The following is a 26,145-nucleotide window of genomic DNA, read 5'->3' as shown; positions in this document are numbered from 1 at the left end:
AATCTAAAGGATGAAAACAAGACAAACAAAAAAATATACAAGATTGATAAGATAGTTTAAAAGATATTTATTTAATAATTTGATTATAAGCGTATTAAAAAAGCCCTACATAAGAAATTTTCTTTTGTAGGGCAAATTATAAATAAAAAGAAATGATTAAAAATAAAACTGAAAGCCTAAACTGATGTTGTTGAAGAAAAATGAGGAAGACATATTTATATCTTGATTCTCAAACTTGATAGTTTCTCTGATAAATGTTCCTGCTCCTGTATAAACCCTTTGCTCATAAGAGCCTTTACTTTTGTTATAATCTAAATTTAGACCACCAATGTTCATTTCAGTAGCAAATTTTGATGTAAAGAAATAAATCAAAGCAAGTTTTCCAGATAATCTAGTTTGTGTGATATTTGTTTTTATATTAGATATATCTAAATTATCAGGAAGTTCTTGTTTCTTTTTACCTCCTTTTATATAAAAATTACTTTCAGCTGCTATGTAAAATTTAGATGATAAAGGAAAAAACTTTCTATAAAACAATTGGACACCATACAAATTAGATTTACTTTGGTTTACTAAACTGGTACCACCATTATTATTGAAAGTATCGTCATAATTGATAGAATTATTAGAATTAGAATAGATAAACCCTATTCCTAATAGTTGGTTTTCTTTGATAAAATAACCAAAAACGGGAGAAAAGCTAAAGGATTGATACATTGTCTTGTAATTGCCGAAACCTCCTAATGTATCATCACTCTTGGAAAAATAATTAATACTTCCACTCAGCCATTTTGTACCTTGAGCAATTTGAGCAAAAGAACTTGTATAGTTTATTAAACATAGAACGATTATTATTAAGGCTTTTTTCATAATTGTAGATAGATAAAGTTTTATAATTCAATTATACCAATAAAAAATTATCATAAAAAATATAAAAGCTCTAAAAAATAAATAATTTTGCGGAGTAGTTTAAAACCTATCAGGCTTCTTGCTATATTGCAAGGCATTTTTCCGTTTTTATACCATGAATTGGAACGCAATCCTAAAAAAAGCTTTGCCACACATACTTATCGTAGTGGCTTTCATAGTTATTTCTTTGGCTTATATGTCGCCTGTAATGAAAGGGCAGACACTCAAACAACATGATGTGGTGCAACATTTGGGTGCATCTCATCAAGGAAAGCAATACCTCAAAGAAACAGGTGAATATCCTTACTGGAATCCGTGGATGTTTGCAGGGATGCCTAATTATATGATTATGATTGATTATCCTTCCAGCATATCCGTTCATTTGGGTAGAGCATTGGTTTATACTTTACCAGAACCAGCCAATTTGGTTTTCTTATATATGCTTGGAGCTTATATTGGATTAAGTTTAATGGGTTTTAATCCTTGGATTTCTGCTTTGGGGGCTATTGCCTATGCATTTACATCCTACAATATCATCAATATTGGGGCAGGGCATGTTTCTAAATGTATTTCAGTAGCGACCATTCCTATGGTGATTGGAGCTGTGGTTTATACTTATCGGGGTAAGTTTATTATTGGAGGTATTTTAGTAATGTTTTTTTCAGCTATTCACCAATATGCCAATTTTGTCCAAATGACCTATTATTTGGGGCTTACTTTCTTGGTATTTGCAGGAGTACAGTTCTTCATAGCATTCAAAGAGAAAGCCATGAAACAATTTTGGATTGCTTCTGCTATTTGTGTGGTGGCAGGTGCTTTGAGTTTGAGTAATCATATTAATCGTTATTTAGTAATAAACGAATATACCAAAGAAACTATCAGAGGTAAAAATGAGCTTTCAGATAGTCCTGAAAATGTTGCATTTCCTGAAAATAAAAGTAAAAATAAGAAAGCCCAAAAATCAGATGGATTGGATAAGTCTTATGCATTTAATTGGAGTTATGGTATAGGAGAAACACTCAATATACTAATTGCCAATGGTTATGGTGGTAGCTCTTTTGAAGGTCCCAAAGAAGATTCAAATATTATGAAGGCTTTGGAAAAGGAAGGTGAGGCAATGGGAATGCCTATGGAGCAACTTGTCAATATTTTAGAATCACAAGGACTCATACCTTCTTTATATTGGGGCGATCAGCCAGGTACAGGCGGACCTGCATATATGGGAGCTGTGCTTTTGTTTTTATTTGTTTTAGGAATGTTTTTAAGTAAAAATACACTCAAATGGTGGCTTTTAGGAAGTGTACTGCTTTGTTTGAGCATTGCTTGGGGTAAGAACTTCTTTTTAAATGATATTTTATTTGACTATTTGCCTCTGTTCAATAAGTTTAGAGCTGTAACCATGATACTTTCCTTTATGCCTATATTTTTAGTCATTGGAGCTGCTTTAGGTTTGGAAGAAATACAAAAATTATATGCATCAGAGGTAAATATAGAAAATAAACAAAACCTTGAAAAACGTATTAAATGGGTTGCCATTGGATTGGGAGGGTTTTTATTGTTGCTTGCATTGTTGGGTGGTAGCATCATAGATTTTACTGCACCACAAGATAAAGCTATTCAACAGGCTATCAAGACACAAAGCCCCAGTTTGGCAAAAGCCTTGATTCAAGGCATTCAGGCAGATAGAGCAAGTATGTTTACGGCAGATGCATGGAGAAGTGTAATTTTTATACTATTGGCAATAGGAGGTCTTTTTGCTTACACAAGAAAATATATCAATTTCAATATTTTAGTATCTGTACTAGCTCTTTTAGCTCTTATTGACTTATGGGGAGTTGATAAACGTTATTTGAATAACGATAAGTTTGTTGCTAAAGAAGAAGCTATCAATATAGAGCCTACACAAGCTAATGAGCAAATTTTAAAAGATAAGAGTTATTTTAGAGTACTTAATTTAGGTAATCCTTATAATGATGCAACAAGCTCATATTTTCACTTTTCAGCAGGAGGGTATCATGCAGCCAAAATGCGTCGTTATCAGGATGTTATTACTGTATATATGGATACAGAAGTAGACTCTTTATACAAGGATATGCAAAGCAGTGGAGGTAATTTAGAAAAAGGTTCGCAATATAAACCTCTCTTAGATATGCTCAATATCAAATATTTTATTGTACCTTTAAAAGATAATAAGAATATAGGCATTGTAAATCCTGATGCCAAAGGAGCTGTTTGGTTTGTAGAAAACTATAAAATTGTCAATAATGCAGATGAAGAGTTTAAAAGTTTGCGTACAATTTTACCTTCTAAAACAGCTTTTTTACAACAGCAAAAAGGAGCAGAGCAACTAAAAGATGTTCGTTTTGATGCATCAGCACAAATTAAATTGACAAGCAATTCACCAGATAAAATGGTGTATGAAAGTAATGCAAATGGTATTCAGTTAGCTGTATTTTCAGAAATTTATTATAAAACAGCAACATCTGGCTGGAAAGCATACATAGATGGAAAACCAGTAGAACACTTGAAAGTAAACTATTTACTCAGAGGATTGGTTGTTCCTTCAGGGAAACATACAATAGAGTTTAAATTCGAACCTGATGTATATTATAAAGGAGAAAGATTGGCATTGATCAGCTCTATTGTCATGCTTGTCTTACTTTTAGGTGGTATTTTTATAGTTTGGAGACAAAGTAAGCAGAATAAGTAATGAACAGTAGAGTAATTTCCCAAATATTAGCATTTTTAGGGTATTTGTTATTTCATATTTTTGTAGCCCGTAAATTGGTGTTTGGGCAACTGATTTTTAGTTATTTGTATGTGGGTTTTCTGATTTCGTTATCGCCCACTATTAGTAAAAGTAGGTTGTTATTGATAGGGTTTTTTATAGGTATAACTATAGATTTATTTGAGTATTCGCCAGGTATTCACGCTTCTGCGTGTGTTTTGCTTGCATTCATACGTCCATATTTGGTGAGTTTACTGGCTGCAAGAAGCAATATGGATGAAGATGAAATCAGAGAAATTTCCATCCGGGAAATTAGTTTGCCTTGGTTTATAACTTATGCAAGTGTCTTGATATTTATTCATCATTTAGCTGTATTCTTATTGGAAGCTTGGACAGGGAAATTGGTATGGCTGAGTTTACAAAAAGCCTTTTTTAGTACCATATTTACACTTGTTTTATTAATTATTGTTCAATATCTATTTTTTACCAGTCGTAAGAAATGAATGAAATCAATTCAGAAAAACGATTTATTTTATATGGGATATTCTCTTTGGTGGGTTTAGTGTTGCTTATCAAACTTTTTGGCATGCAGGTATTAGACGAAAAGTACAGAGAGTCTGCCAATGCCAATGCTATTCAAAAAATGACAATTTATCCTGACAGAGGTCTTATTTTCGATCGCAATGGTAAACTCATTGTTTACAATGAGCCTGTATATGACTTGATGGTTGTACCCAAGGAAGCAAAAAGACTTGATACATTAGCCTTTTGTAAATTATTTGATATTACTAAACAAGAATTTATAGATAAGGTAAAAGCTATCAGAGCAATAGCCAATGAGGGGGTTTTTGCTGCACAATTATCAAAAATAGATTTTGCTAAAATTCAGGATAAACTCATTGATTTCCCAGGGTTTTATATCTCTAAGCGTACTGTAAGGGTTTATACAAGTCCTGCTATGGCAAATGCTTTGGGCTACATAGGCGAAATCAGCCCAGAACAACTCAAAAAAGATAGTAGTGAATATTATAAACCAGGGGATTATATTGGAAAAAGTGGGATAGAATCAAGCTATGAACAGTACCTGAGAGGCAAAAAAGGAGTGAAGCATCAAATTAAAAATAAATTTAATCAAGTTATTGGTAGCTATCAGGATGGGAAATTAGATGAGGCTGCTATCGCAGGAGAAAATTTACAAGCGAGTATAGACATTGAATTACAGCGTTATGGAGAAGCCCTCATGCAAAATAAAACAGGAGCTATAGTAGCCATAGAGCCTGCAACTGGTGAAATATTAGCATTGATAAGCTCTCCTTCTTATAATCCCAATTTGCTTACAGGTGGGGATTTTAAGAAAAATTATACTAAAATAAGTAGAGATCCTGATTTACTACTATTTAATAGGGCTACACAATCAGCATATCCACCCGGTTCTACCTTCAAAACAGTTCAAGCTTTGATAGGCTTGCAAGATGGAGTACTCACAGATTCTACATATCTTCCTTGTAATCAGAGTCTTGTAAAATGTCATGGACACCCATACATGACAAACCCACAATCATCTATTCAATATTCTTGTAATCCTTACTATTATCAGGCATTTAGAAGAGTTGTACACCAAAAAGGAGAAAGTTTTGCCAGTTTGCAAGAAGGTTATAAGGCATGGAGAGAAAAAGTAATGAAATTTGGCTTTGGAAGACGTTTAGGAGTAGATATTGCCGATGAAGGTGCAGGAAGTATTCCATTAGTAGATAGATTTAACAGAGTTTATAAAAATAATTGGAATTATTCTAATATTTATTCCTTGAGTATTGGGCAGGGAGAAATGGGTGTTACGTTGCTCCAAATGGCAAATCAAACTTGTATCATTGCTAATAGAGGATACTATTATACACCTCACCTCATTAAATCTGTAGGCAAAGAAGGAAAACCGCTCGAAAAGTATAGAATTAGGCATGAAACTGGTATTAATGTTCAATACTTTGAACCTATTATTGCAGGAATGGCAGGTGCATTTAAAGCAGGTACAGTAGGACCTATGGCTCAACAAGTAAATTTGTATGCTGGCGAAATTTGTGCAAAAACAGGAACAGTGCAAAACCCTCATGGCGAAGACCACTCTACATTTATAGCTTTTGCACCACGCCAAAAACCTCGTATTGCTATTGCCGTATATGTTGAAAATGCAGGTTTTGGAGGTATCTGGGCAGGTACAATTGCTAGTTTGATGATGCAAAAGTATCTTAAAGATACTACTGCCATAAAATTAAAACCATGGGAAGTGGGTAAAATTGAATCTACCGAAAAAATGGTTTTTGATAAAGTGTTTAATAAACGTGAACTTGTACGCCAAGATAGCATTTGGCGTGTAGAAAAACGTAAACAAGATAGTATAAAAGCTCTACAACGTAAAGAAGAAGACGAATTGGAAGATGATAACCAACTCAATCCCAAAGAATAGCAGAAGCCCTCTAGCTAATTTAGATGTATTAACCGTATTTATTTATGTAGCTTTGATTTTTATCGGTGTGACGAGTGTTTATTCAGCCTCTTTCAACGAAGAAAATCCAAAGGCAATTTATGATATTAGTTCTTTTGCGGGAAGACAATTAATGTTTGCAGGAACAGCTGTTGTCTTAATAGTCTTAATTTTTTTATTAGATTATCGTTTTATAGAAGGAATATCATATGTAGTTTATGGTGTTACAATTCTATTATTAATGGCTGTGCTTGTCATAGGAAAAGAAGTAAAAGGAAATCAGAACTGGATAGCCATAGGTAGTTTTAGCTTACAACCTACAGAATTTGCTAAAATAGGACTTTCATTAGCTCTTGCTCGTTATTTGGGTAGCCCAGGTTCCAAACTTACAGATAAAAAAATATGGATGGTAATTGGTGGACTATTTGCTTTGCCTGCTTTACTCATTTTAAAGCAAGGTGATTTTGGATCTTTGATGGTGTTTACATTTTTGCAATTGGCCTTATACAGAGAGGGTATGCCTTTATGGATTATTTTGGTAGAGATTTTATTTGCTGTATTATTCATTCTTTCACTGATTATTAAACCTGTATTTTTAGCTTTTGCAATATTTTTGATTATACTCTTAATTATAGGTTTTATGCTTTTTACGAGACGTAAAATGACATCAAATCATTGGTTTTTGGCTGTGGGCTCTGCTGTAGTATTGATAAGCTTTATCATTTTTACACCTAAAATTTTTAGCAAACTCAAAAAATATCATCAAGAGCGTATTATGGTACTTATTGATGAAAACGCTGTGGATAAAAAAAGTGGTCCTTATTATAATTTGGCTCAATCCAAAATAACCATAGGTTCTGGTGGTTTTGCTGGAAAGGGATACTTAGAAGGTACACAAACCAAGTATGGTTTTGTACCAGAACAACAAACTGATTTTATTTTTTGTACAATAGGAGAGGAGTTTGGCTTTTTAGGAAGTATTGTGGTGATAGGACTTTTTGTAACACTTTTTATTCGTATCATTTTTATATCTGAACGACAGAAAAATAGATTTGCTCGAATTTATGGTTACTGTGTGGCATCTATTTTATTTGCACATTTTGCCTTTAATATTTCTATGACAGTGGGGCTTTTTCCAACCATTGGTGTACCACTGCCTTTCATGAGTTATGGAGGCTCTTCGTTGTGGGGCTTTACAGTTTTACTTTTCTTATTATTAAAATTGGATAGCCATAGAAATCAGTTATTTAGTAGGGATTAAGGTAAACAGCTATAATGTAGTTGTACAAGACCTGTATCAAAGGTTTTGGTTGAAATAAGATGCATTTTTTGTTCAGGTCTGCCACTTTGAAATAATTTGATGCCATCACCTACTAAAATAGGAATGATAGATAGAATTATTTCATCTATCAAGTTATCTTTGAGTAGTATATTGACAATTTCTGCTCCACCATCACAAAAGATATGCTTTCCCTCTTGAGATTTGAGTTGAAGAACTAAATCTTTTAGACTTTCTGTATAAAATACAGTTTTCCCGATAGGTTCTTTGTGTGTTCTGGTGATAATATATGCATTTTTGTCAGCATGTGGAAATTCAGGTACCTGTTCCATCACCCAATCATACGTTTTTCTACCTAGAATAACAGTATCTATAGTATTTGTAAAACCCTCATAACCATAGTCTTCTCCTTCTTTGGAAACTATATCTAAAAAACTCAAATCATCATTGGGTTTAGCTATGTAGCCATCAAGACTTGTGGCAATATAAAGAATTAGTTTTCTACTCATACTTATTTTCTGGAGGCAATTTCTTTTCTTACTTTCTTTAAATTAATAATATTAACAATCAATAGAGGTAAAAAAGCCACAGGCATTGTAGAAAAAGCACTAAAACCTTGTCGGATAAAAAGTAAAATACTTAATACAAACATTACCACAAGAAGACCACCTAAAACGGGAGTAGCTATTCTTAATGCTTTTTCTTGTTTTTCAAGCTCTTGCAGCTTCATTTTAGAAAGTTTTTCAGGTGTCATAAAGTTGTATTTTTATAATAGAGTGCAATAAAACCACATTTTTTATAAAAATCAAAAGGTACAATGACAAATTCTTACTCTTAACAAATAAAAAGCTTCTTTATAATCAAAGAAGCTTTTTACATTATTTAGCGAAATATTTTTCCAGAAATACAAATACTTTGTCAAAATGTTTGAGAGGCTCTGTATGCCCTCCTTCAATGGCAATATGTTCATAATGGTACTTAAATTTTTTCTCTTTGAGCCTTGCCATCATTTTATCTGCCATTTCTTTGGTGGGAGCAATCTCATCTTGAGTAGCAGAAAGGAATAGAATATTCCCCTGAATTTTCTCTACAGAAATCAAAGATTTCTGCTCTGCTATGGTATCTTTGAGCATAGTAGAAAAAGCACCTCTTAAATCTCTTTTTTGTAAAAAAGGAATGGATTCTTCGTTGACAGGTATAAAAGGAAGCTCTTTGCCCTGATAAGTCCAACAAGAAGACTCAAATGTTTGTGTATGTCCAGGGAAGACAGCATGACTGGGTACAATTCCCACCACACAATCAATATCTGCTGGGTAATAACTTGCCACCAAAAGAGCCAAATCAGCACCTCTTGAGCCACCTATGATGGCAATTTTCTTCTTATTGATTTGAGGATTCTTAGTAGCTTCCTGAATAGCGTTGTAAATATCTTCAATGGCTATTTTATCCAATATTTTAGGTGTTCCTTCTGCTCCAAAATATCCAATTGCCAAAAAGGCGTAACCTTTTTCCAAAAATTGTTCTCTTGTTGCTTTCCAACGGTTACTTGTCCATGCATTACCACCTTCTGAGCCACCAAGTCCTACTACTAAGGGCTGTTTTTTACTTTTAGAAAGATACAAAATACTTTCTGTGTGTGGGGTATTGAGTTTAATTTGTGCAAAAACAGAATTTGAAAAAGCCAATAAAAGCCATAGAATTAGAATATTTCTCATCTTTGATAAAGTTTTAAGTTTTTACAAAGGTGAGAAGTCTAAAAATCATAAATTTTGACCTATATCAAAAAATTACTTTTCTGCTCTGATTCTTGAAAGAGTTTCTTGTGAAATACCCAAATAAGAGGCTATCATCCCCAACGGGATACGGTGGTGGATATGCTGATAAGTTTCTAAAAAATGCTCATATTTCTCTTTGGCAGTAGTAAATCTCAAGGAAAAAATACGTTCTATCATATATCCAGAAACTGTCCCCATAGAAAGCCTTGCATAACGTTCCATTTCAGGGAAATTATCAAACAGATAAACCAAATCTTGAACGTGAAGAGAAAAAGCTTCTGTTTTTTCAAGAGCATCAATATAGTAAATATCGAGTTTTTGTTTAATAAAACTTCGAGGAGAGTTTACCCATTCATTTTCACTACTAAAATATTCACTGATTTCTTTATCATCTTTGAGAAAATAAGTACGCAAAAGCCCTTTTCTGATAAAATAACTCTTAACACAAATGGTATCGGCATTGTGTACCAGTTCGCCTTTCTGGAAAGTACGCAAATGGATTCTGTTTGCAAGCTCGTATTTCAGTTCTGAACTAAGCTTTATATACTGCTCAAAATGAGGAAACACAATACTTTCTATATCCATTATTTGAGAGATTTTGATAGGTTAATTTTTCAGGATATTCAGCATTCCAGATATTAAACAAAGTTTGTTTTTGAGTAGTGTTTAGTATCGATATATGTTGAATAAGCATAAAATTTGAAACTTTAAAGTAATTTTAACTACCATTTTGCCATAATTTACAAACCAATATCCATCTGCTATTCAAATTTTGGCGATGGTACAAATAAACTCTACTTAAACCACAAGATTGATATTTAATAATAGCAGTTTTTAAATCTTGAGTAAATAAGGGAATAGACAGAAGAGTTATGCAGGGAGACAAAATTGAGCCTTTTTTTACTTTTATCTTTTTTAAATATTTTTGTTTAAAAATACTTGAATAAGGATTTATAGCTTGTTTTTTTAGATAGATATAATCACTTTCATACAGAAAATATTTGAGCGTATCAGGTTTTCTTATTTCCAAAAAATCAAGAATATCATTTTTACAAGATGTTTCATTAATCTTTTTAATTGATAAATCTTGGCAGAATATTTCTATAAAATTGTGTATTAAAGTATCTTTAATATTTATTTGAGCAGATATTTTATAGGGTGATACCACTAGTAATAAAAGCCAAAATATAAAATACTTGAAAATACTCATTTTACTTATCCAAACTCTTTAGCAACTTATCCAGCTCAATTTCATCAGCTACCAATACTTCACGGGCTTTACTACCTTCAAAGGCTCCTACAATACCTGCTCTTTCGAGTTGGTCAATGAGTCTGCCTGCTCGGTTGTAGCCCAATTTGAGTCTTCTTTGTAGCAATGAGGTACTACCTTGCTGGTGCATCACAATGATACGAGCAGCTTCTTCAAATAAAGCATCTCTATCTGAAAAATCAAAATCTTCACTGTTGCTTTCTGCAGACTCACCCACATACTCAGGAAGCATGTATGCAGAGGCATAGCCTTGCTGGTCAGAAATAAAATCACAAAGATTTTCTACTTCAGGAGTATCTATGAAAGCACATTGCAAACGAGTAAGGTCAGAACCAGCCGAATACAGCATATCACCCATACCAATGAGTTGTTCTGCTCCACCTGTATCTAAAATAGTTCTAGAGTCTATTTTGGAAGTAACTCTAAATGAAAGCCTTGAAGGGAAGTTCGCCTTGATAATACCTGTAATGACATTTACAGATGGGCGTTGTGTAGCAACCACCAAATGAATACCAATGGCTCTGGCAAGCTGAGCCAAACGGGCAATAGGCTGTTCCACTTCTTTGCCTGCTGTCATCATCAAATCGGCAAGCTCATCAATAACAAGTACAATATAAGGTAAAAATTTATGCCCGTTTTTGGGATTGAGCTTTCTATCTGTAAATTTCTGATTGTACTCTTTAATATTCCTACAAGCAGCATCTTTGAGTAAACTATAACGACTGTCCATTTCGATACACAAAGAATTTAAAGTATTGATTACCTTAGATGTATCTGTGATAATGGCTTCTTCTTCGTTGGGTAATTTTGCCAAAAAGTGTTTCTCAATCTTATTGAAAAGCGTCAATTCTACTTTCTTGGGGTCAACGAGTACAAATTTGAGTTGAGAAGGATGCTTTTTATATAATAATGATGTTAGAATCACATTCAAACCTACCGATTTACCTTGTCCGGTTGCTCCAGCCATGAGTAAGTGAGGCATTTTAGCTAAATCTATTACAAAAATTTCGTTTGTAACAGTTTTTCCAAATACTATGGGCAAATCCATGGTGCTATTCTTGAATTTCTCATGAGCAATGAGACTTCGCATGGCTACAAGTTCACGTTTTTGGTTAGGAACTTCAATACCAATTGTTCCTTTCCCAGGGATAGGAGCAATAATACGAATACCCAAAGCTGCTAATGAAAGAGCAATATCATCTTCTAAATTCTTAATTTTAGAAATACGAACCCCTGCGTCTGGTACAATTTCGTAAAGTGTAACAGTAGGTCCGATAGTTGCCTTGATAGAGCCAATACCAATTCCATAATGCCCTAAAGTTTCAACAATTTTGTCTTTGTTGGCTTCAAGCTCTTCTTTGGTTACTTGGACGGCGTTTTGAGTTGGTTCTCGGAGTAACTCAAGTGTTGGATAGACATATCTACTCAAATCGAGTGTTGGGTCATAATTTGTCGAAAATCCAGTTTCCAAATCACTACTTTCATCATCTTCATCAACATTCTCTATTTCTACATCAGGCATAACTACATTTGTTGGAATAGGAGTGATGTTTTCTATCTCTAAAGAAATTTCTTTATTTTTTGATGTGTCTTTTGTTTCAACTCTTCTTTCTTTTATTTCTAGTTCAAGAGACTCTTCTTTGGCTACATCTTTAAGATTTATAGGTGTTTCCCATTCTTTTTCGTTGAGTAAATCATCTTCATCCAAAGCATCTGTATTTTCTTCTATTCTGCGTTCTTCAACAAGAGGTTCTTTAATTATAGTATTTTCTACTTTATCTTTTTTGGAAATGAGTTTAATACCCATTTTCTCTAGTTCATCATCTATTTTATTTTTATCCTGTAGAATATCACTAGAAATTTTAGCCTCATCTACTTCTATTTCAATAGGTTCTGTATTTTGTAAATTACTTGATTCTTCTTTGATAGATTTCCTTTTAACTTTTTCGGTTTCTTTAGGTGCAGTGATAGGCTCTTCTTCAGCGGTATTATTTATCTTATTGCTTTTCAAAGAGGTGACATTGAAAAAATAAATCACAAAGGCTAATAAGCAGAAAATCAGTAATAAAATTGTTCCCCAACCCAAAAGAGCTTTGACTGTAAGGGCTATCTCAAAACCTGTAACTCCTGTAATACCATGTAGCCATGTATTTTCGGGCAGATTAGAGGCTAAATAGCCAAGCAACGTACTAAGCCATAATACTATAAAAATACCTAGGCCCCAAACTTTTCCTGCTGGTAGTAAGTGAACTCTAAAAACAATCCTAAACCCATAAAGAAAAAGTAACATAACCAGTAGAAACGCCCCTATTCCAAACCAACGATAGATAAAGTAATAAGAGAAAATGGCTCCATAAATACCCAGCCAATTTTCTACTTCATCACCAGCTTCACGTGTTCCAGTGTCATGAAATGCTTCAACAATACTTTGATCTGCTTGTGCAGTAAACAAATAAGATGTAAATGCAGTAAAGAGATAGATAGAAAAAAATATAAAAAAGAAACCAATAATTAACTGAACCCTACGGTCTTGAAGAGGCTTGAAAATTAATTTCTTCTTTTTTTTCTTTTCTGTGGAAATAGGTTTGTTTTGAATATAGGTATTCTCTGCCATGTATCAGATATAAATTTGGGTAATTATGCAAAAATACGCAATTTCTGAAAAATACTATAATTTTAAGATGCCTTTCCCAATTTTCATAACCAAAATAGCTTTTTTTTGCTCATATAGTTCCTTTGTAGCCCTTGTAATGGTAGACATTACTTCATCTATATCACCAAATATTTGTGTACTCATACCATTCGTAATAACTTCAAGGCTTGAGTTTTTTTTGAGAGATTCAATAAAATCTAAAACGATTTGTATGTAATCATTATCCAAAGGATATAAACTTAATTCGGCACTAATTTTCATGATTTTAAAAGTTTGGTTTATTTTTTGTATATTTTTTTTTGCAGTCTTGCAACCCTTCAGAAAAATCGAGGGTCTTGTATATAGAAATGTTAAATCTTAAACGAAATGAAAATTTCATTATCTACTAATCATCAAAAGTCTATGACTATGAAAAAAATATTAGATTTTGTAGAAGTAGCTTTATTATTGGCTATTGGCTTTACAATGATGTCATTTTTGCCCTCATAAAATAATTTTATAGAGGAAACTTTTGTTAGCCTAATTCCTAAACTTTTGGTTTGGGAATTTTTTGCGTTTTTAAGCTTGCTCCCAAAAAGCGACTAATGGAAGTAGATAGTAAAAATAATAACAAGCCTAAGGGCTTGACAATCAATGCACCTTGTCCCCCACTAGCATAGATATCTATAAAATTGCGAGTAAAGTCATTAGATACAGAATCCATAATTCTTTGTCCAACACGTTCATCATAAATATCACCAATATAAATACCCATTCCAATAAAACTTAAAATAGTTCCAATTAAAAAAAATGGAAAAATTATATCAAATATTTTATTGAGTAAGGGTAGAGGAGGAGACTGCTTTTTTCTGAGTATATAAAAAAGTATAATTTGAGCAAGAGCAAGAACTCCAAAAAGAATTCCAAAAATTAAAGACTCTACTTCAAACTTACTGCCTACAAAATTGTAGTCTAACCAAACAGCCAATATGTAAGATGATAATAATGAAGCTATTACATCAAAAATGATTTTTTTCCACATAAATAAAATTATATTATTAGATTTCTGACAAAAGAAGGCATTTTTTGTGAATTTTATTTTAAAAAAGTTTATAATCTTATTTTTTTTTTTTAAGATTGTGTAACCTTTAACCACTAAATATCGTAACACCATTTAAGGAATTCTAAATCTTTGTTTATTATGTCTTGGTTAAACATCTTCCGCAGCAATAACGCTAATGGTAAAAATCAAACACGTAGTCATTTGCAAAATTTAATTGAAATGGCTAAGGCTGATGGTTATTATGATCAAGTGGAAAAGGATTATTTGCTCAAAATTGCAAAAAGCTATAACATCTCTGCAAAAAACATGGATGAAATAGAGAAATTCTCAGGGCAAATAGCTATGGCTCAATCTGGCAATGCAGATATGATATACAGACAATTATATGAATTGGTAGGAATGATGCTTGCAGATGGAATTGTACATAATAATGAGATTGAATTGTGTGTTCGCTTTGCTGAAGAAATGGGAGTGGCACAAGGCAATGGCTCTCTTTTTATTGGTAAATTGGTAAAAGCTATTGAACAAGGTGCAAACGAAGCCGATGTAAAGAAAATTTTTGCATAATATAAATATAAAAGACAATATAAAGAAAAAGCCTTCTAAATTTTTAGAAGGCTTTTTCTTTATTGTACTAAGCTTCTAGTTTTGAAGCATTTTAATGTCATTGATATTATCCATAATAATAATATAACGGTTATTACTCATACCAATACCCAAAGATCCAGCAGAAATTTTAACAAGTAATTCATCTCCACTTTTGGCTTTGATAGTAGTCATACCACTCCAATATTCCCCTCTGCTCAAATTAACTTTCATTTCCTCAAATTTAGCATCAGAATAAAATACCTCTGTCATGTTTAAACCTTCAAACTCATTAGGAGCATAGTATAAAAGTTGAGAAGCAAGTTCATTAGCAGAATTAATAGTAAATTTCCTACTTAAGTAGAAAATCAAGTTGTTGGCATTGAGCAAGGCATCTTTTTCAAGAGCAACAATTTGTGAACGTTCCATCTCTTCTTGTGTTGCCTGCAACTCTTCCATGTTTTGAATCATTTCTTCTTCTTGAGCTTTCATTTGTTCTGTAAGCATTTTAGATTCTTCAAGAAGTTTGGCAGTTTGCTCAGTGTTTTTCACAGTTGCAATGGTAGAGGCGATGGATTCAGCTACACGCTCAACGAATTGTATTTGATAATTTTCTATTTCTGAGATACTTGCAATTTCCACAACTCCAAATACTTCATCATTTACTTTGAGAGGTACAATCAGAATACTACGTGGATTGGTTTTTCCTAAACCTGATGTAATAGTGATGTAATCATTGGGAACTTCAGTAAGATAAATGGTAGCTTGTTCTTGCCATGCTTGTCCTGTAAGCCCATCACCTAAATACACTTTTTGTTCCAAATATTTCTTTTTATCCCAAGCATAACAAGCCTCCATTTTCAAATATTCCTCACTTCCATCTTCATCTTTATTTACAATAAATAATCCTCCTTGGTTTGCATTAAGCTTTTTAACGAGTTCGGAGATAATTACATCTGCAAGGCGATTGATATCATCATTGTTTTTACGTAAAATATCACCAAATGTGGCAAGACCTTCTGTAGCCCAGTTACGAATACGGTCTTCATAATCTACTTTTTCCAAGTTGTCCCTCATCTCTATCAAGGCATTTCCTAATACGTCGTTTTCAGAAAGAGGCTTATACTCTGCATTATAAATACCACGACCAATACTTTCGGCAAACTGAGATGTAGAGCGTAAACCATTAATTAGGTTATCCACTGAAGAAGCAATTTGCCCAATTTCATCTCGTCTAAATTTCGTTTTCTTGTCTTCAGGTAATTCTCCTTTACCAAGTTGGGAGATAACCTTATTGATATAATTAATAGGTTGTACAATGTTATTGGTAAGCGTGAAGGCAATGGAAATACCAAGCAAGATAACCAAACCAATTAAGATGATAATTTGAAATTTCAAGCTACCAAATGATTTGATAATACTAATCTGAGCTCTATCTTTTTCTGTTCTTTTGAAGTCTTCAATTTTATCAAGTTTTTCGATAATATTCTTTGCTGTAGGGTTGATATCAGTTTCAGCCACGTTATTCATCTCCAAAAGTTTTTGTACCCTATCTTCCTCAGTAATAATCTCTTCCATTACTTTTTTCTTCTGGTTTTTTATAAAATCCTCAAATTGTGTAAATACACTATCTACTTTTGCTTTTTGTGTAGTATCAGTCCACTTTGTCATCAAACCTTTTAAATTCTCCTTGAGCTTAGGATATTGTATATCCTGAATTTCTTTTAACTTTTCTTTATCTTCTGTGAGAATAGATGAAAACGCCCATGCAATTGTAAGCCTTTGAGAGCCTTCAACCATGAGTTTGAAATCTTTGATTACATCAAAAGAAGGGTCAATAATTACTTGAGTATTTTCAATACTTTTTTCATTATTGTTGATGATATAAATGTTATAAACACCGTATCCTGCAAATATCAAAATCAAGGCAAAGAAGCCAAGAAGGATTTTCAGACGGATGGTAAGACCACGTTTCATAAGAATTTACACATTAGTTTCGGATAAAAATATACAATAAAGATGAAAAAAAAAAATGTATCAGAATATTTGTTCATCTTCAAAATATTCTAAAACCTGATTTTTAAGTAGTTTTTCTTGTTCGAGCAAATCAAATTGGGGTAAAGGCTTTGCAAGCTCCCAATGAGGCCAACCCTCTTGATCTGTTCCTACAAGTGTATAAAAACCCAATTTGCTCAATACTCTGCAAATTGCAATGTGCATCAGGTCTTGTTTTTCTTCTTTAGTAAAGTTTTTATGTCCTTTACCAAGTTCTTGAACACCTATTAAAAAAAGAACACCGTTTAAATCTTTGGGTCTTTGCCCAACAGTCTTTTGTATTTTATTTAACAATTGTCCCCATCTAAACTCTAGCTCTAAATCTTCTGGGTTTACTTTATTTGCATTCATCTTTTAAGCTGCTCCTTTAGTCATGGTTCTGAATATAAAAACAGTCGCATAAAATGCTGAAAAAACGATATGTAGGTCATCAAGAATTTTCTTATCCAAGACCTGAATATCATATTCATAAGCCCATTTACTCCACTTAAAACTTGGATTAAATTCTAATAAAGGCTCTTTTTTACTATCAAAAAGAACAAATTTAGAATTCCAGAAGCCTTTATGTTTAATAGAATACTCAATACCATTGTTGGTTTTGATAGATACCCCGCCCATCCAATTCATAGAAATAGAAGCTAAATGCTTACTATTTTCTTGTACTTCAATGCTTGTACCCCAAAAACCTTCGGGCTTGAAATAAAGAAGGTTATTGTCAAATGTTGCTTGGGCTTTCTGAGAAAACCAACCCTCATAACTAAGTGTTCCAATGGATTTTCCAGCATTATCTAACAACGAATACTTTTTATTACCAATAGATTCTGCTCTCATAAAAATAGAATTATTCTGTACTCAAAAATACAAAATAATTCCATTTGATGATTAAAAAAGCAATATTAAATAGCGTTACTAAAAACTTTTGCATTTTCTTGTTTCGCCCAATAACGTTTATCTATTTGTAGTGCAATGTTTCTCAAAAACATTTTACCCAAATCTGTTACCTGTAAATGAGGGTGTTTGTAAACAATCAAATGGTTTTTTATCAAATCATCAAGATACTCTTCTAACTCTTTTTCATCCATTTCTTTTCCAAAGGTAGTCTGGTAAGAACACATAATATCTAAAATATATTGACGAATCAGTTTATCTTCTTGAGTAAGCAAATGCCCTTTGAAAATCGCAAATTGTTTTTGCTCAATAGCCTTTTGATAAGCCTCAATTTCTTTGATATTTTGCATGAAAGCATCACCTGTATCACTGATGGATGAAGCCCCTAAGCCAATCAGTAAATTACCTGTTTGGGTAGTGTAGCCCATAAAGTTCCTGTGTAAAGTACCATTTAAAGACGCTTGATAGAGTGTGTCTTGTGGGAGAGAAAAATGGTCTAAACCTATATCTACATAACCAGACTCTTTGAGTAAGTCTCTGCCCAATTCGTATAAGGCTTGTTTTTCTTGTGCTTGAGGCAAATCATCTTCTGTATAACGCCTTTGGGCTGGTATTTTCCAAGGAACATGAGCATAACTATAAAATGCAATGCGTTCGGGTTTCAAAATCTTGATGTATTCAATAGTTTTTTCAATGGTTTGAAGACTTTGAGCTGGTAAGCCATAAATAATATCAGCATTGATAGATGTATAGCCGATTTTTCGGGCTTCTTCAAATATGGTTTGAGTTTGCTTAAAACTTTGTGGGCGATTGATTAAAAATTGAACCTTTTCGTCAAAATCTTGAATACCTACACTCAAACGCCTGAAACCTACATCATAAAGTGCTTGTAACTGCTTAGAATTGGTATAGTTGGGGTGAACTTCTACACTCAATTCTGCCTCAGGAGCTAAATAAACAGATTCTAAAATGGTTAAAATTAGGTAACTTAAGTTTTCTGCTGAGAAAAAAGTGGGTGTACCACCTCCCAAATGAATTTCCTTGATAATGGGTTTTTCAGGAAATAAAGCCAAATACATTTGCCATTCTTGCAAAAGAGTTTCTATATAAGGAAGTTCTACAGCATGGTTCTTTGTAATACGTTTATTGCAACCACAATATGTACACAAACTTTCACAAAAAGGTAAATGGACATATAAACTGATACCTTCATCTTTCTTAAAATTGTTTTGAATAGAATTTATCCAAGTATTTTGATTCAAATTATCTTCCCAATAAGGTACAGTTGGATAGCTCGTATAGCGAGGTACTGCTACATTGTATTTGCTGATAAGTTCTGAAATAGGATTCATGATTTAATATTTTTCAAAAAAAGTATAATATTTTAAAATTTAATATGATTAAAATCAATGATTTGCATAATTTTTGATATATGTATTGCCTCTATGAAACAACTTATTAAATTTATTTAAACTGAAAATTAACTCAATATGAACACACCTATAAAAATACAATTTGTAGTCAATCCAATTTCTGGAGGAAAATCTAAGAAAAAGGTAGTAGATTTGATCGAAAGCCAATTTCCTAAAAATCAATTTGATGCATCAGTTTCTTTTACTGAAAGGGAAAATCATGCAACTGAACTTACTCTCAAAGCTGTAGAAGAAGGTAAAGATTGTGTGGTAGCAGTAGGAGGAGATGGAACTATCAATGAAGTAGCTCAAGCTCTGATAGGAACTCAAACAGCCTTAGGTATTATTCCTTATGGTTCGGGAAATGGCTTGGCAAGGCACCTCAACCTGTATCAATCGCCTGCAAAAGCAATTGAAAGAATTAAAACTTTTAAGAAAGAAATTATAGATACTTGTCTTATCAATGAAAAACCATTTTTTTGTACGTCAGGAGTGGGTTTTGATGCTTATGTAAGTAGTCTTTTTGCACAAGCAGGCAAAAGAGGATTTAAAACTTATGTAGAAAGCACTTTGAAAGCATTTTTTGGCTACAAACCAGAAAGATATATTTTAGAAACAGATGAAGGTAAAATGGAATTAGAAGCATTTTCTATTACATTTGCCAATGCTTCCCAATATGGAAATAATGCTTATATTGCCCCACAAGCTGATATTCAGGATGGCTATATAGATGTATGTATCTTACAACCTTTTCCTAAATGGCAAATGCCAAAAATAGGCTTAGACTTATTTTTGAAACAGCTTCCTAAAACAAAATACTACCAAACATTTAGAACTAAAAAAGTGAGTTTAGAGCGTAAGAAATCGGGTTCAGTACATTTAGATGGTGAAAATTTTTCTTTGGGAGAAAAGCTCAATGTATCTATTCAGCCAAGTAGTTTGTACGTTTTGGCAGGATAATTAAAAACGCCAAGCATAATGCTTGGCGTTTTTATATTTAAACAGATTTTATTTATTGAGAATCTGTGCAGGGTCGTTTTCTTTGTGTAAATGCTGATTACGAAGTTGAACAGGTGCAACAGCTTTCTTTCTTAAACGCATATTGACAGCCTCAATCAAAATTGCAAATGCCATCGCAAAATAGATATAATCTTTATCTACATGAACATCAAAGGCCTCAACCATGAGTAAGAATCCAATCATGATCAGGAATGCCAAAGCCAAAATTTTAAATGTTGGATGGCGATTGATGAAATCGTTGATGGACTTTGCAAAAATAAACATGATAGCTGTTGAAATAACTACAGAGGCTACCATAATCGGAATCTCTTTTACCAAACCAATGGCTGTCAGGATACTATCAAAAGAAAAAACTAAGTTGATTAGTACAATCTGAATTAAAATCCATGTAAATACTCCAGATGCTTTGGATGTTTTTTCTTGATCCATTTCAACAGCTTCCAATTTTCCATGAATTTCAGAAGTGCTTTTTGCCATCAAAAATAAGCCTCCAATAATCAAAATAATATCCTTGCCATCCAAGTTGTGCCCCCAAAGCGAAAAGAGGGTTTTATCCATTTTGATAATCCAAGAAATACAGCCCAATAAAGCCAACCTAAGAATAGCAGCCAAAATGAGTCCCCAATTTCGGGCTTTTGCTTCCTGACTTTTGGGGAGTTTTCCTGCTAGTATTGAAATGAAAATAACATTATCAATACCTAATACAATTTCTAAAACAGAAAGTGTGAGTAAACTGATAAGATTTTCGAGAGATAGTAAGTCTTCCATACAAAAAGGATAATTTTAATAGTAAAACTATCTTTTTTGAAAAATGTTTATAAATGTTATTTTTTATTTATATTCTGAAATATATTGTTGATTAATCCTCTCGATACTCCAATATATCACCAGGTTGACAGTTTAGTACTTTACAAATAGCCTCAAGAGTGCTGAAGCGAATAGCTTTGGCTTTTCCCGTTTTGAGAATAGAAAGATTGGCAAGCGTTAAATCTACTTTTTCTGAAAGTTCATTCAATGACATTTTGCGTTTTGCCATCATCACATCAAGATTTACGATTATAGGCATAATTTAGACAGTTAATTCGTTTTCACTTTGTAATTCGAGTCCTTTCTGGAAAATTTGAGCAATGATAAAAAGAATTGCAGCCATCATCAAAAATGCTGCACTATCATTCCAATATTTTTCTATGATATCCACATCATACCCTCGATGAATAAACCTTTTGGTAAACTGATGAGCAATAATGCCTAAAATACCCACTGAAAAGGCATGATAACTCATTTTAGAAATTAAAGACGCAATTTTTTCACTAAAAGGTTTAACCATATTGAGCTTTAAAAAAATTTCGATAATTAGGTAAAATATAAAAGCTTTAAGCCCTGAAATAATGATAGCAAAACTAAAGAAGGCTGTATATGTAATTTTGTTTTCTCTGTAAATCTCTGAAAGATTAAGCCCCATATATGAGTGCTTGGCTATAATGGGTTTAAATAAACTATAAACATAATTAAATGTAAGACCTCCTGTTTCTATACAAAGACCAATAAAGATAATCCAAGAAACAACATGCAATACCTTGATGATAAAATCTGTTTTTAAAGACATAATTTTAAAGTTTAGAATTATGTCGTAAAGATAAATAATTTATTGATAAACAATAAATTTTTATTGAAAATTATTTTTGAAATAAATAATATTGATTGATTTTTATTTTTAAAATAATAATATTTAGTAAGACTACAAGAATAAGCCACAATACATACCCCAGCATTGTAAATTTCCAAAAAGTTTTCCATCTATTAAAATGCCCTTTTAAAACAAACCCATTGAAAAATATGAAAAAAGTGAACACAAGAATGATATGAAAAAATGGTGCAAATATGGTTATTAAAACCGTTCGAAAGAATGTAAGGTCATTAAACGAATAAGTTAAATGGTGATATTCTTCTTCCAGCGTCTTTTTATCTTCTGATGAAAATTTTCTTCGCCTGAATTCCTGAATCACTTGTTCTTTTACATCTGATGATAAACGTTTGTTTTGATACAAAGTATAAACCTGAAAATCAGATAATTCTTTTAATTTCATGGTATTATTAGATTTACAAAATAAATGCCTCTCCAATATTTAATACTTTTAAATTCCCTTGAATTTGCTTTTGTTCTTCAAGGTTTTTAATGATTTCTAAAGGTTTGTATAGAGGCTCATCAGCCAAATCGAAAGTTCCATAGTGCATAGGAATCATGGTTTTGGCTTTCAAATCGTGGAAGGCTTGCACAGCTTCGTCTGGGGCTGTATGGCTTTGTCGCATAAACCAACGAGGCTCATAAGCCCCAATGCCTAAAATGGCATAATCAATATTTGGAAAAAGGCTTGCAGCTTCTTTAAAATGCTCATCATAACCACTATCACCACCAAAATAAATGGTAATATTCTGATATTGAATGATAAAAGCTCCCCAAAGCATTTTATTCAAATCCCATGTGTAACGAATAGCCCAATGGCGAGTAGGAAGATAGTAGATTTTCAAATCGGCAGTATCATTGAATAACTGATACCAACCTGCCATTTGTATAGATTGCTTGTTAAGCCAAGGTGTAAGTAAAATATCATTTTTAAGTCCTGTAAGAACTTGCATACGAGGATTTTGCTTGCTAATAAGTTTGATAGACTGCTCATCAGCATGGTCTCTATGGTTATGAGAAATTAACAAATAATCAATATCTCTGAATTTTTCAGGGCTACAAGGTAGCTCCGAAAATTTTTTCATCAGAGGTAAAGGATACAAAATGGGGTCAATGAGTAATCTTTTACCGCCTAAACACATCAAAAATGAAGCATGCCCAAGCCAAGTGATGGAATTAACCTGATTATCAAAAAAATCTTCATTCTTTTTGACTTCTAACCTCCATGTAGAAGATTTTTTTTCTTTTTTATGGGGATTGGCAGTCGTTTGCCACTTCAAAACATCTAAAAATGAATATCTGAAAAGTGTATGTAAATTTATAAATCTGTCTTGAGAGTTAAGAGGTGTTCCTTTCCAGTCATCAGGTGCAAATGTTTCTAAATCAGGGTTTTGTATGTAGGACATAGGAGAATGATAAGTTATGAATGATGAATGATAAGTTTATTGGTTGTGAAAATTATAAAAAGGTATAATATTTTAAAGCCCAATGGCGAATCAATAACATAAAAATAATACTTTTTACAAAAAAATATTATTTTTGCGTATCTGCTTTCAACAAGTTATGGCTTTTTTACTGATTGTATTACTTACACCTTTTTTTACATTTCTTACACTTTTCTTAAACCAGAAGAAAACTCAAAAATGGGCAGCATTGGCAAGCCATGTTTCATTTTTAGTAAGTTTGCTAACAGCAGGTTATATCTTTTTATTTATCTCAAAACCATTTTATGAAGTTTTTGAGTGGGTAAGCCTTTCAAAAATACGTTTGGGTTTTGAAATCAAGAATTTAGAGAGCTTGATGCTACTCTTGGTGCTTTTTGTAGCATTGATGGTAAGCATTTTTTCGAGTGTGTATATGGCTCAAGAGAAAAATTTGAGTCGTTATTTTGCTTATTTACAATTGTTTACGTTTGCAATGCTCGCCTTGATAGTATCTTCTAATTTACTCCAAACATATGTTTTTTGGGAAATAGTGGGTTTTACATCTTATTTACTTATTGGTTTCTGGCAAGAACGCCCCGAAGCTGTTTGGGCATCTAGAAAAGCGTTTTTAGTGAATAGAATAGGAGATATTGGTTTTTTGATAGGTTTGATACTTATTTTTACAAATTTTAAAACCCTCTCATTTTCAGATTTATTTACACTAAAATTCACTACTGAGCAACACACATTACAAACTTGGATTGGGATATGTATATTTTTGGGAGCTATGGCAAAATCAGCACAGTTTCCATTGCATATTTGGCTACCCAATGCTATGGAAGGGCCTACGCCTATTTCAGCACTCATACATGCAGCTACCATGGTTGCAGCAGGTGTGTTTTTGATGGCTAAAATGTCTTTCTTTTTAACTCCTGAAACCAAAACTTTTATAGCTATCATTGGAGCAATAAGTATGTTTTTAGGGGCTTATTGGGCTGTATTCCAAAAAGATATTAAAAAGGTACTTGCTTATTCTACGATTTCGCAATTAGGTTTGATGATACTTGGAATAGGGGTAGGAGGTTATGAAGCAAGCTTGTTACACTTATTTACACATGCATTTTTCAAAGCAGGGCTTTTTTTGTGTGCTGGAGTGATTATTCATCAATTACATCAAGTAGAAAAACAATATCATCTTCATTTTGATGTTCAAGACATGCATAATATGGGTGGTTTGAAACAAAAAATGCCTTTTGTATTTGTGATTTATACTCTTTGTATGTTTGCTCTTGCAGGGTTACCACTTTTTTCAGGATTTCTGTCAAAAGATGCTATTTTTATACATATTTTTCAATACAATGCAATGTATAAGAACTTTTTAAGTTGGGTGCTTTTGATTCTGCCTTTGCTTGCATCTTTTCTGACAGCATTTTATATGGCTCGTCAGTGGGCGTTGGTGTTTTTTGGAGAATTTAGATTAGAAAAGTCTCAAAATGAAACTATTGAATTTGAAAAAACGCCATTAAATTTTAAAATTCCATTGTTGTTTTTAAGTATAGGAACATTAGGCATATTTTTTTCATTGAACCCTTTTGTTGCTGAAAAAAGCTGGTTGTGGGAACTCTTGAAATCTAATTTACCGCAACCCAATCAAGTTTCTCATATTGAAGTGGCTCTCATCACATCTTTTTTAGCTGTTTTAGGAATTCTATTAGGTTTTTGGCAAAAAACATCTGTAGCAATCACACAAATATTGAAAATATCATTTGAGATACCTCCTATTATTTTTAGAATACCAAGAACTATAGCTCAATTCCTTTTTAAAAACTATCAAATCCAAAGGATAGAAGGTATAAGTATGCTCATTGAGCCTATTATGTGGCTTGCTCATGTTAGTACACATATTGAAAAGAAAATAGATAGCTTTATCAATTTTATACCTAAATTGAAAGTGGTTTTAGCTCATATCATTGCTTGGATAGATAAAATAATTGTAGATGGACTCATTCATTTTATATTATGGATTGGGAAATTTTTGGGAGGGATTTTAAGAGAAACGCAAGGAAAGTACATTCAGGCTTATTTTGGGTTTACCATTTTAGCTGTCTTAGCGTTATTATTTTTTGTAATTCACTATTTCAATTAAATACACAATGAAACTTTTAGATATTGTTTTGCTTTCAGCCTCTGTGGGCTTTCTAATTATTGGGATTTATGAAGTAATGAAAGGTAATTTTGCTAATAATTATTGGATACTCATGATGATGTTGATATGTTTGTTTGTTTATGGGTATCGTAAAAATTTGCGATTAGAGCAAGAAGGAAAAAACAAAAAACAACCCCAAACACCTAAAAAAAATATCAAAAAATAAGTTTTAAAACTATTTGTAAATGTTATTTTTTTAAGTATTTTTCTGAAAATTTATTCACTTTAAAAACGTTATCATTATGTTCGACTTAAATGACATTGCAGGACAAGCTATTAAAAAACAAGTAGAAGAAGCTATTTCAGATAAAATTGACAATTTGGAAGTAATTGTCAATGGCACAGAAGTGACAGTTAGAGGTGAAGTCGAAACAGCAGACGATAAAGAAGAAGCACTTGCTCTGGTACAAGACATACCAGGCATTTCTAAAATTATCTCTGGAATAACTGTAAATGAAGAAGAAGAAGAGGAGGAAGAAGAAGAAGGGGACGGAGATGTATATGTAGTGCAACCTGGTGATACTCTTTGGGGAATAGCTCAAGAGCAATTGGGTAATGGTGCATTATATATGGAAATCTATAATGCCAATAAATCAGTTATTGGCTCTAATCCTGACCTTATCAAAGTAGGTATGGAATTAGTAATCCCTAAATAATCTTAAATTCAATAACTTTTTACTAGAACTTATTATTTTTGTGAAACTCTTTGTAAAGCTTTTATAAAGAGTTTCTCTAT

Annotated in this window: 25 protein-coding genes and 2 pseudogenes; 9 read left to right on the top strand and 18 right to left on the bottom strand. The window is 32.5% G+C overall.

What is annotated here, in order from left to right; genetic code table 11:
* Positions 1–156 precede the first annotated feature (156 nt).
* Positions 157–870 (bottom strand): hypothetical protein, encoded by a 714-nt coding sequence (locus AD998_13945; GenBank protein ID KOY87096.1) that lies wholly within the window; start codon positions 868–870, stop codon positions 157–159.
* A 205-nt stretch (positions 871–1,075) separates the two neighbouring features.
* Here AD998_13945 and AD998_13940 point away from each other — a divergent pair, with 205 nt between their 5' ends.
* From AD998_13940 to AD998_13925, 4 genes and pseudogenes are all read left to right on the top strand, one after another.
* Positions 1,076–3,619, top strand: coding sequence for a hypothetical protein (locus tag AD998_13940; protein ID KOY87095.1), 2,544 nt, complete (start codon positions 1,076–1,078; stop codon positions 3,617–3,619).
* Positions 3,620–3,759: 140 nt separating this feature from the next.
* The gene (locus AD998_13935) at positions 3,760–4,140 is read left to right on the top strand and encodes a hypothetical protein (GenBank protein KOY88212.1); all 381 of its coding nucleotides are present in this window, start codon (positions 3,760–3,762) and stop codon (positions 4,138–4,140) included.
* A pseudogene (locus AD998_13930) lies at positions 4,137–5,936 on the top strand (peptidoglycan glycosyltransferase). Before AD998_13935 ends, AD998_13930 begins: the two are co-directional and overlap by 4 nt.
* A 133-nt stretch (positions 5,937–6,069) precedes the next feature.
* Positions 6,070–7,377: a hypothetical protein gene (locus AD998_13925; GenBank protein ID KOY87094.1), complete on the top strand. Its 1,308-nt coding sequence runs from the start codon at positions 6,070–6,072 to the stop codon at positions 7,375–7,377.
* On the opposite strand, the gene AD998_13920 is transcribed toward AD998_13925, so the two are convergent.
* From AD998_13920 to AD998_13885, 8 genes are all read right to left on the bottom strand, one after another.
* Positions 7,374–7,904, bottom strand: a complete 531-nt coding sequence (locus AD998_13920) for a dihydrofolate reductase (protein ID KOY87093.1) — start codon at positions 7,902–7,904, stop codon at positions 7,374–7,376. The two genes, AD998_13925 and AD998_13920, sit on opposite strands and share 4 nt — an antisense overlap.
* A gap of 2 nt (positions 7,905–7,906) precedes the next feature.
* On the bottom strand, positions 7,907–8,149 hold the full coding sequence (locus tag AD998_13915) for a hypothetical protein (GenBank protein KOY87092.1): 243 nt from the start codon (positions 8,147–8,149) through the stop codon (positions 7,907–7,909).
* A gap of 124 nt (positions 8,150–8,273) precedes the next feature.
* On the bottom strand, positions 8,274–9,110 hold the full coding sequence (locus tag AD998_13910; GenBank protein KOY87091.1) for a hypothetical protein: 837 nt from the start codon (positions 9,108–9,110) through the stop codon (positions 8,274–8,276).
* Between the two features lie 72 nt (positions 9,111–9,182).
* Complete coding sequence (locus AD998_13905) at positions 9,183–9,620, bottom strand: hypothetical protein (GenBank protein ID KOY88211.1); 438 nt, start codon at positions 9,618–9,620, stop codon at positions 9,183–9,185.
* Positions 9,621–9,888: 268 nt separating this feature from the next.
* Positions 9,889–10,380, bottom strand: a complete 492-nt coding sequence (locus AD998_13900; GenBank protein KOY87090.1) for a hypothetical protein — start codon at positions 10,378–10,380, stop codon at positions 9,889–9,891.
* 1 nt (position 10,381) lies between these two features.
* On the bottom strand, positions 10,382–13,054 hold the full coding sequence (locus AD998_13895; protein ID KOY87089.1) for a cell division protein FtsK: 2,673 nt from the start codon (positions 13,052–13,054) through the stop codon (positions 10,382–10,384).
* Between the two features lie 54 nt (positions 13,055–13,108).
* A complete protein-coding gene (locus AD998_13890; GenBank protein ID KOY87088.1) occupies positions 13,109–13,354 on the bottom strand; it encodes a hypothetical protein in 246 nt (81 codons plus the stop codon).
* 265 nt (positions 13,355–13,619) lie between these two features.
* A complete protein-coding gene (locus AD998_13885; GenBank protein KOY87087.1) occupies positions 13,620–14,246 on the bottom strand; it encodes a hypothetical protein in 627 nt (208 codons plus the stop codon).
* A 108-nt stretch (positions 14,247–14,354) separates the two neighbouring features.
* Here AD998_13885 and AD998_13880 point away from each other — a divergent pair, with 108 nt between their 5' ends.
* The gene (locus AD998_13880; protein ID KOY87086.1) at positions 14,355–14,702 is read left to right on the top strand and encodes a hypothetical protein; all 348 of its coding nucleotides are present in this window, start codon (positions 14,355–14,357) and stop codon (positions 14,700–14,702) included.
* 75 nt (positions 14,703–14,777) lie between these two features.
* On the opposite strand, the gene AD998_13875 is transcribed toward AD998_13880, so the two are convergent.
* From AD998_13875 to AD998_13860, 4 genes are all read right to left on the bottom strand, one after another.
* Complete coding sequence (locus AD998_13875; GenBank protein ID KOY87085.1) at positions 14,778–16,697, bottom strand: hypothetical protein; 1,920 nt, start codon at positions 16,695–16,697, stop codon at positions 14,778–14,780.
* Between the two features lie 60 nt (positions 16,698–16,757).
* Entirely contained in the window at positions 16,758–17,126 is a 369-nt protein-coding gene (locus AD998_13870) for a hypothetical protein (protein ID KOY87084.1), read from the bottom strand.
* 3 nt (positions 17,127–17,129) lie between these two features.
* Complete coding sequence (locus AD998_13865; GenBank protein ID KOY87083.1) at positions 17,130–17,606, bottom strand: hypothetical protein; 477 nt, start codon at positions 17,604–17,606, stop codon at positions 17,130–17,132.
* 65 nt (positions 17,607–17,671) lie between these two features.
* Positions 17,672–19,015, bottom strand: a complete 1,344-nt coding sequence (locus tag AD998_13860; GenBank protein KOY87082.1) for a coproporphyrinogen III oxidase — start codon at positions 19,013–19,015, stop codon at positions 17,672–17,674.
* Between the two features lie 138 nt (positions 19,016–19,153).
* On the opposite strand from AD998_13860, the pseudogene AD998_13855 reads away from it, so the two are divergent.
* Positions 19,154–20,026: pseudogene (locus AD998_13855) on the top strand (hypothetical protein).
* 57 nt (positions 20,027–20,083) lie between these two features.
* Here AD998_13855 and AD998_13850 read toward each other — a convergent pair.
* The 5 genes from AD998_13850 to AD998_13830 form a co-directional block, all read right to left on the bottom strand.
* Entirely contained in the window at positions 20,084–20,863 is a 780-nt protein-coding gene (locus AD998_13850; protein KOY87081.1) for a hypothetical protein, read from the bottom strand.
* Between the two features lie 91 nt (positions 20,864–20,954).
* Complete coding sequence (locus AD998_13845; GenBank protein ID KOY87080.1) at positions 20,955–21,161, bottom strand: XRE family transcriptional regulator; 207 nt, start codon at positions 21,159–21,161, stop codon at positions 20,955–20,957.
* A 3-nt stretch (positions 21,162–21,164) separates the two neighbouring features.
* On the bottom strand, positions 21,165–21,701 hold the full coding sequence (locus tag AD998_13840; protein KOY87079.1) for a hypothetical protein: 537 nt from the start codon (positions 21,699–21,701) through the stop codon (positions 21,165–21,167).
* 70 nt (positions 21,702–21,771) lie between these two features.
* Positions 21,772–22,182: a hypothetical protein gene (locus AD998_13835; protein KOY87078.1), complete on the bottom strand. Its 411-nt coding sequence runs from the start codon at positions 22,180–22,182 to the stop codon at positions 21,772–21,774.
* A gap of 13 nt (positions 22,183–22,195) precedes the next feature.
* Positions 22,196–23,185: a Zn-dependent hydrolase gene (locus AD998_13830; GenBank protein ID KOY87077.1), complete on the bottom strand. Its 990-nt coding sequence runs from the start codon at positions 23,183–23,185 to the stop codon at positions 22,196–22,198.
* Between the two features lie 157 nt (positions 23,186–23,342).
* Between AD998_13830 and AD998_13825 the strand changes: the two genes are divergently transcribed.
* The 3 genes from AD998_13825 to AD998_13815 all read left to right on the top strand — a co-directional run bounded on the left by AD998_13825 (position 23,343) and on the right by AD998_13815 (position 26,065).
* Positions 23,343–25,349 carry a hypothetical protein gene (locus tag AD998_13825; GenBank protein ID KOY87076.1) on the top strand — a complete coding sequence of 669 codons (2,007 nt, stop codon included), beginning with the start codon at positions 23,343–23,345 and terminating at the stop codon, positions 25,347–25,349.
* 7 nt (positions 25,350–25,356) lie between these two features.
* Positions 25,357–25,575: a hypothetical protein gene (locus tag AD998_13820; GenBank protein ID KOY87075.1), complete on the top strand. Its 219-nt coding sequence runs from the start codon at positions 25,357–25,359 to the stop codon at positions 25,573–25,575.
* A gap of 235 nt (positions 25,576–25,810) precedes the next feature.
* Positions 25,811–26,065, top strand: coding sequence for a hypothetical protein (locus tag AD998_13815; protein ID KOY88210.1), 255 nt, complete (start codon positions 25,811–25,813; stop codon positions 26,063–26,065).
* The last annotated feature ends 80 nt before the right edge of the window (positions 26,066–26,145 follow it).

Source organism: bacterium 336/3, assembly GCA_001281695.1.
In the GTDB taxonomy this organism is placed as follows: domain Bacteria; phylum Bacteroidota; class Bacteroidia; order Cytophagales; family Thermonemataceae; genus Raineya.
This window is presented reverse-complemented; position numbering and strand designations above follow the sequence as displayed.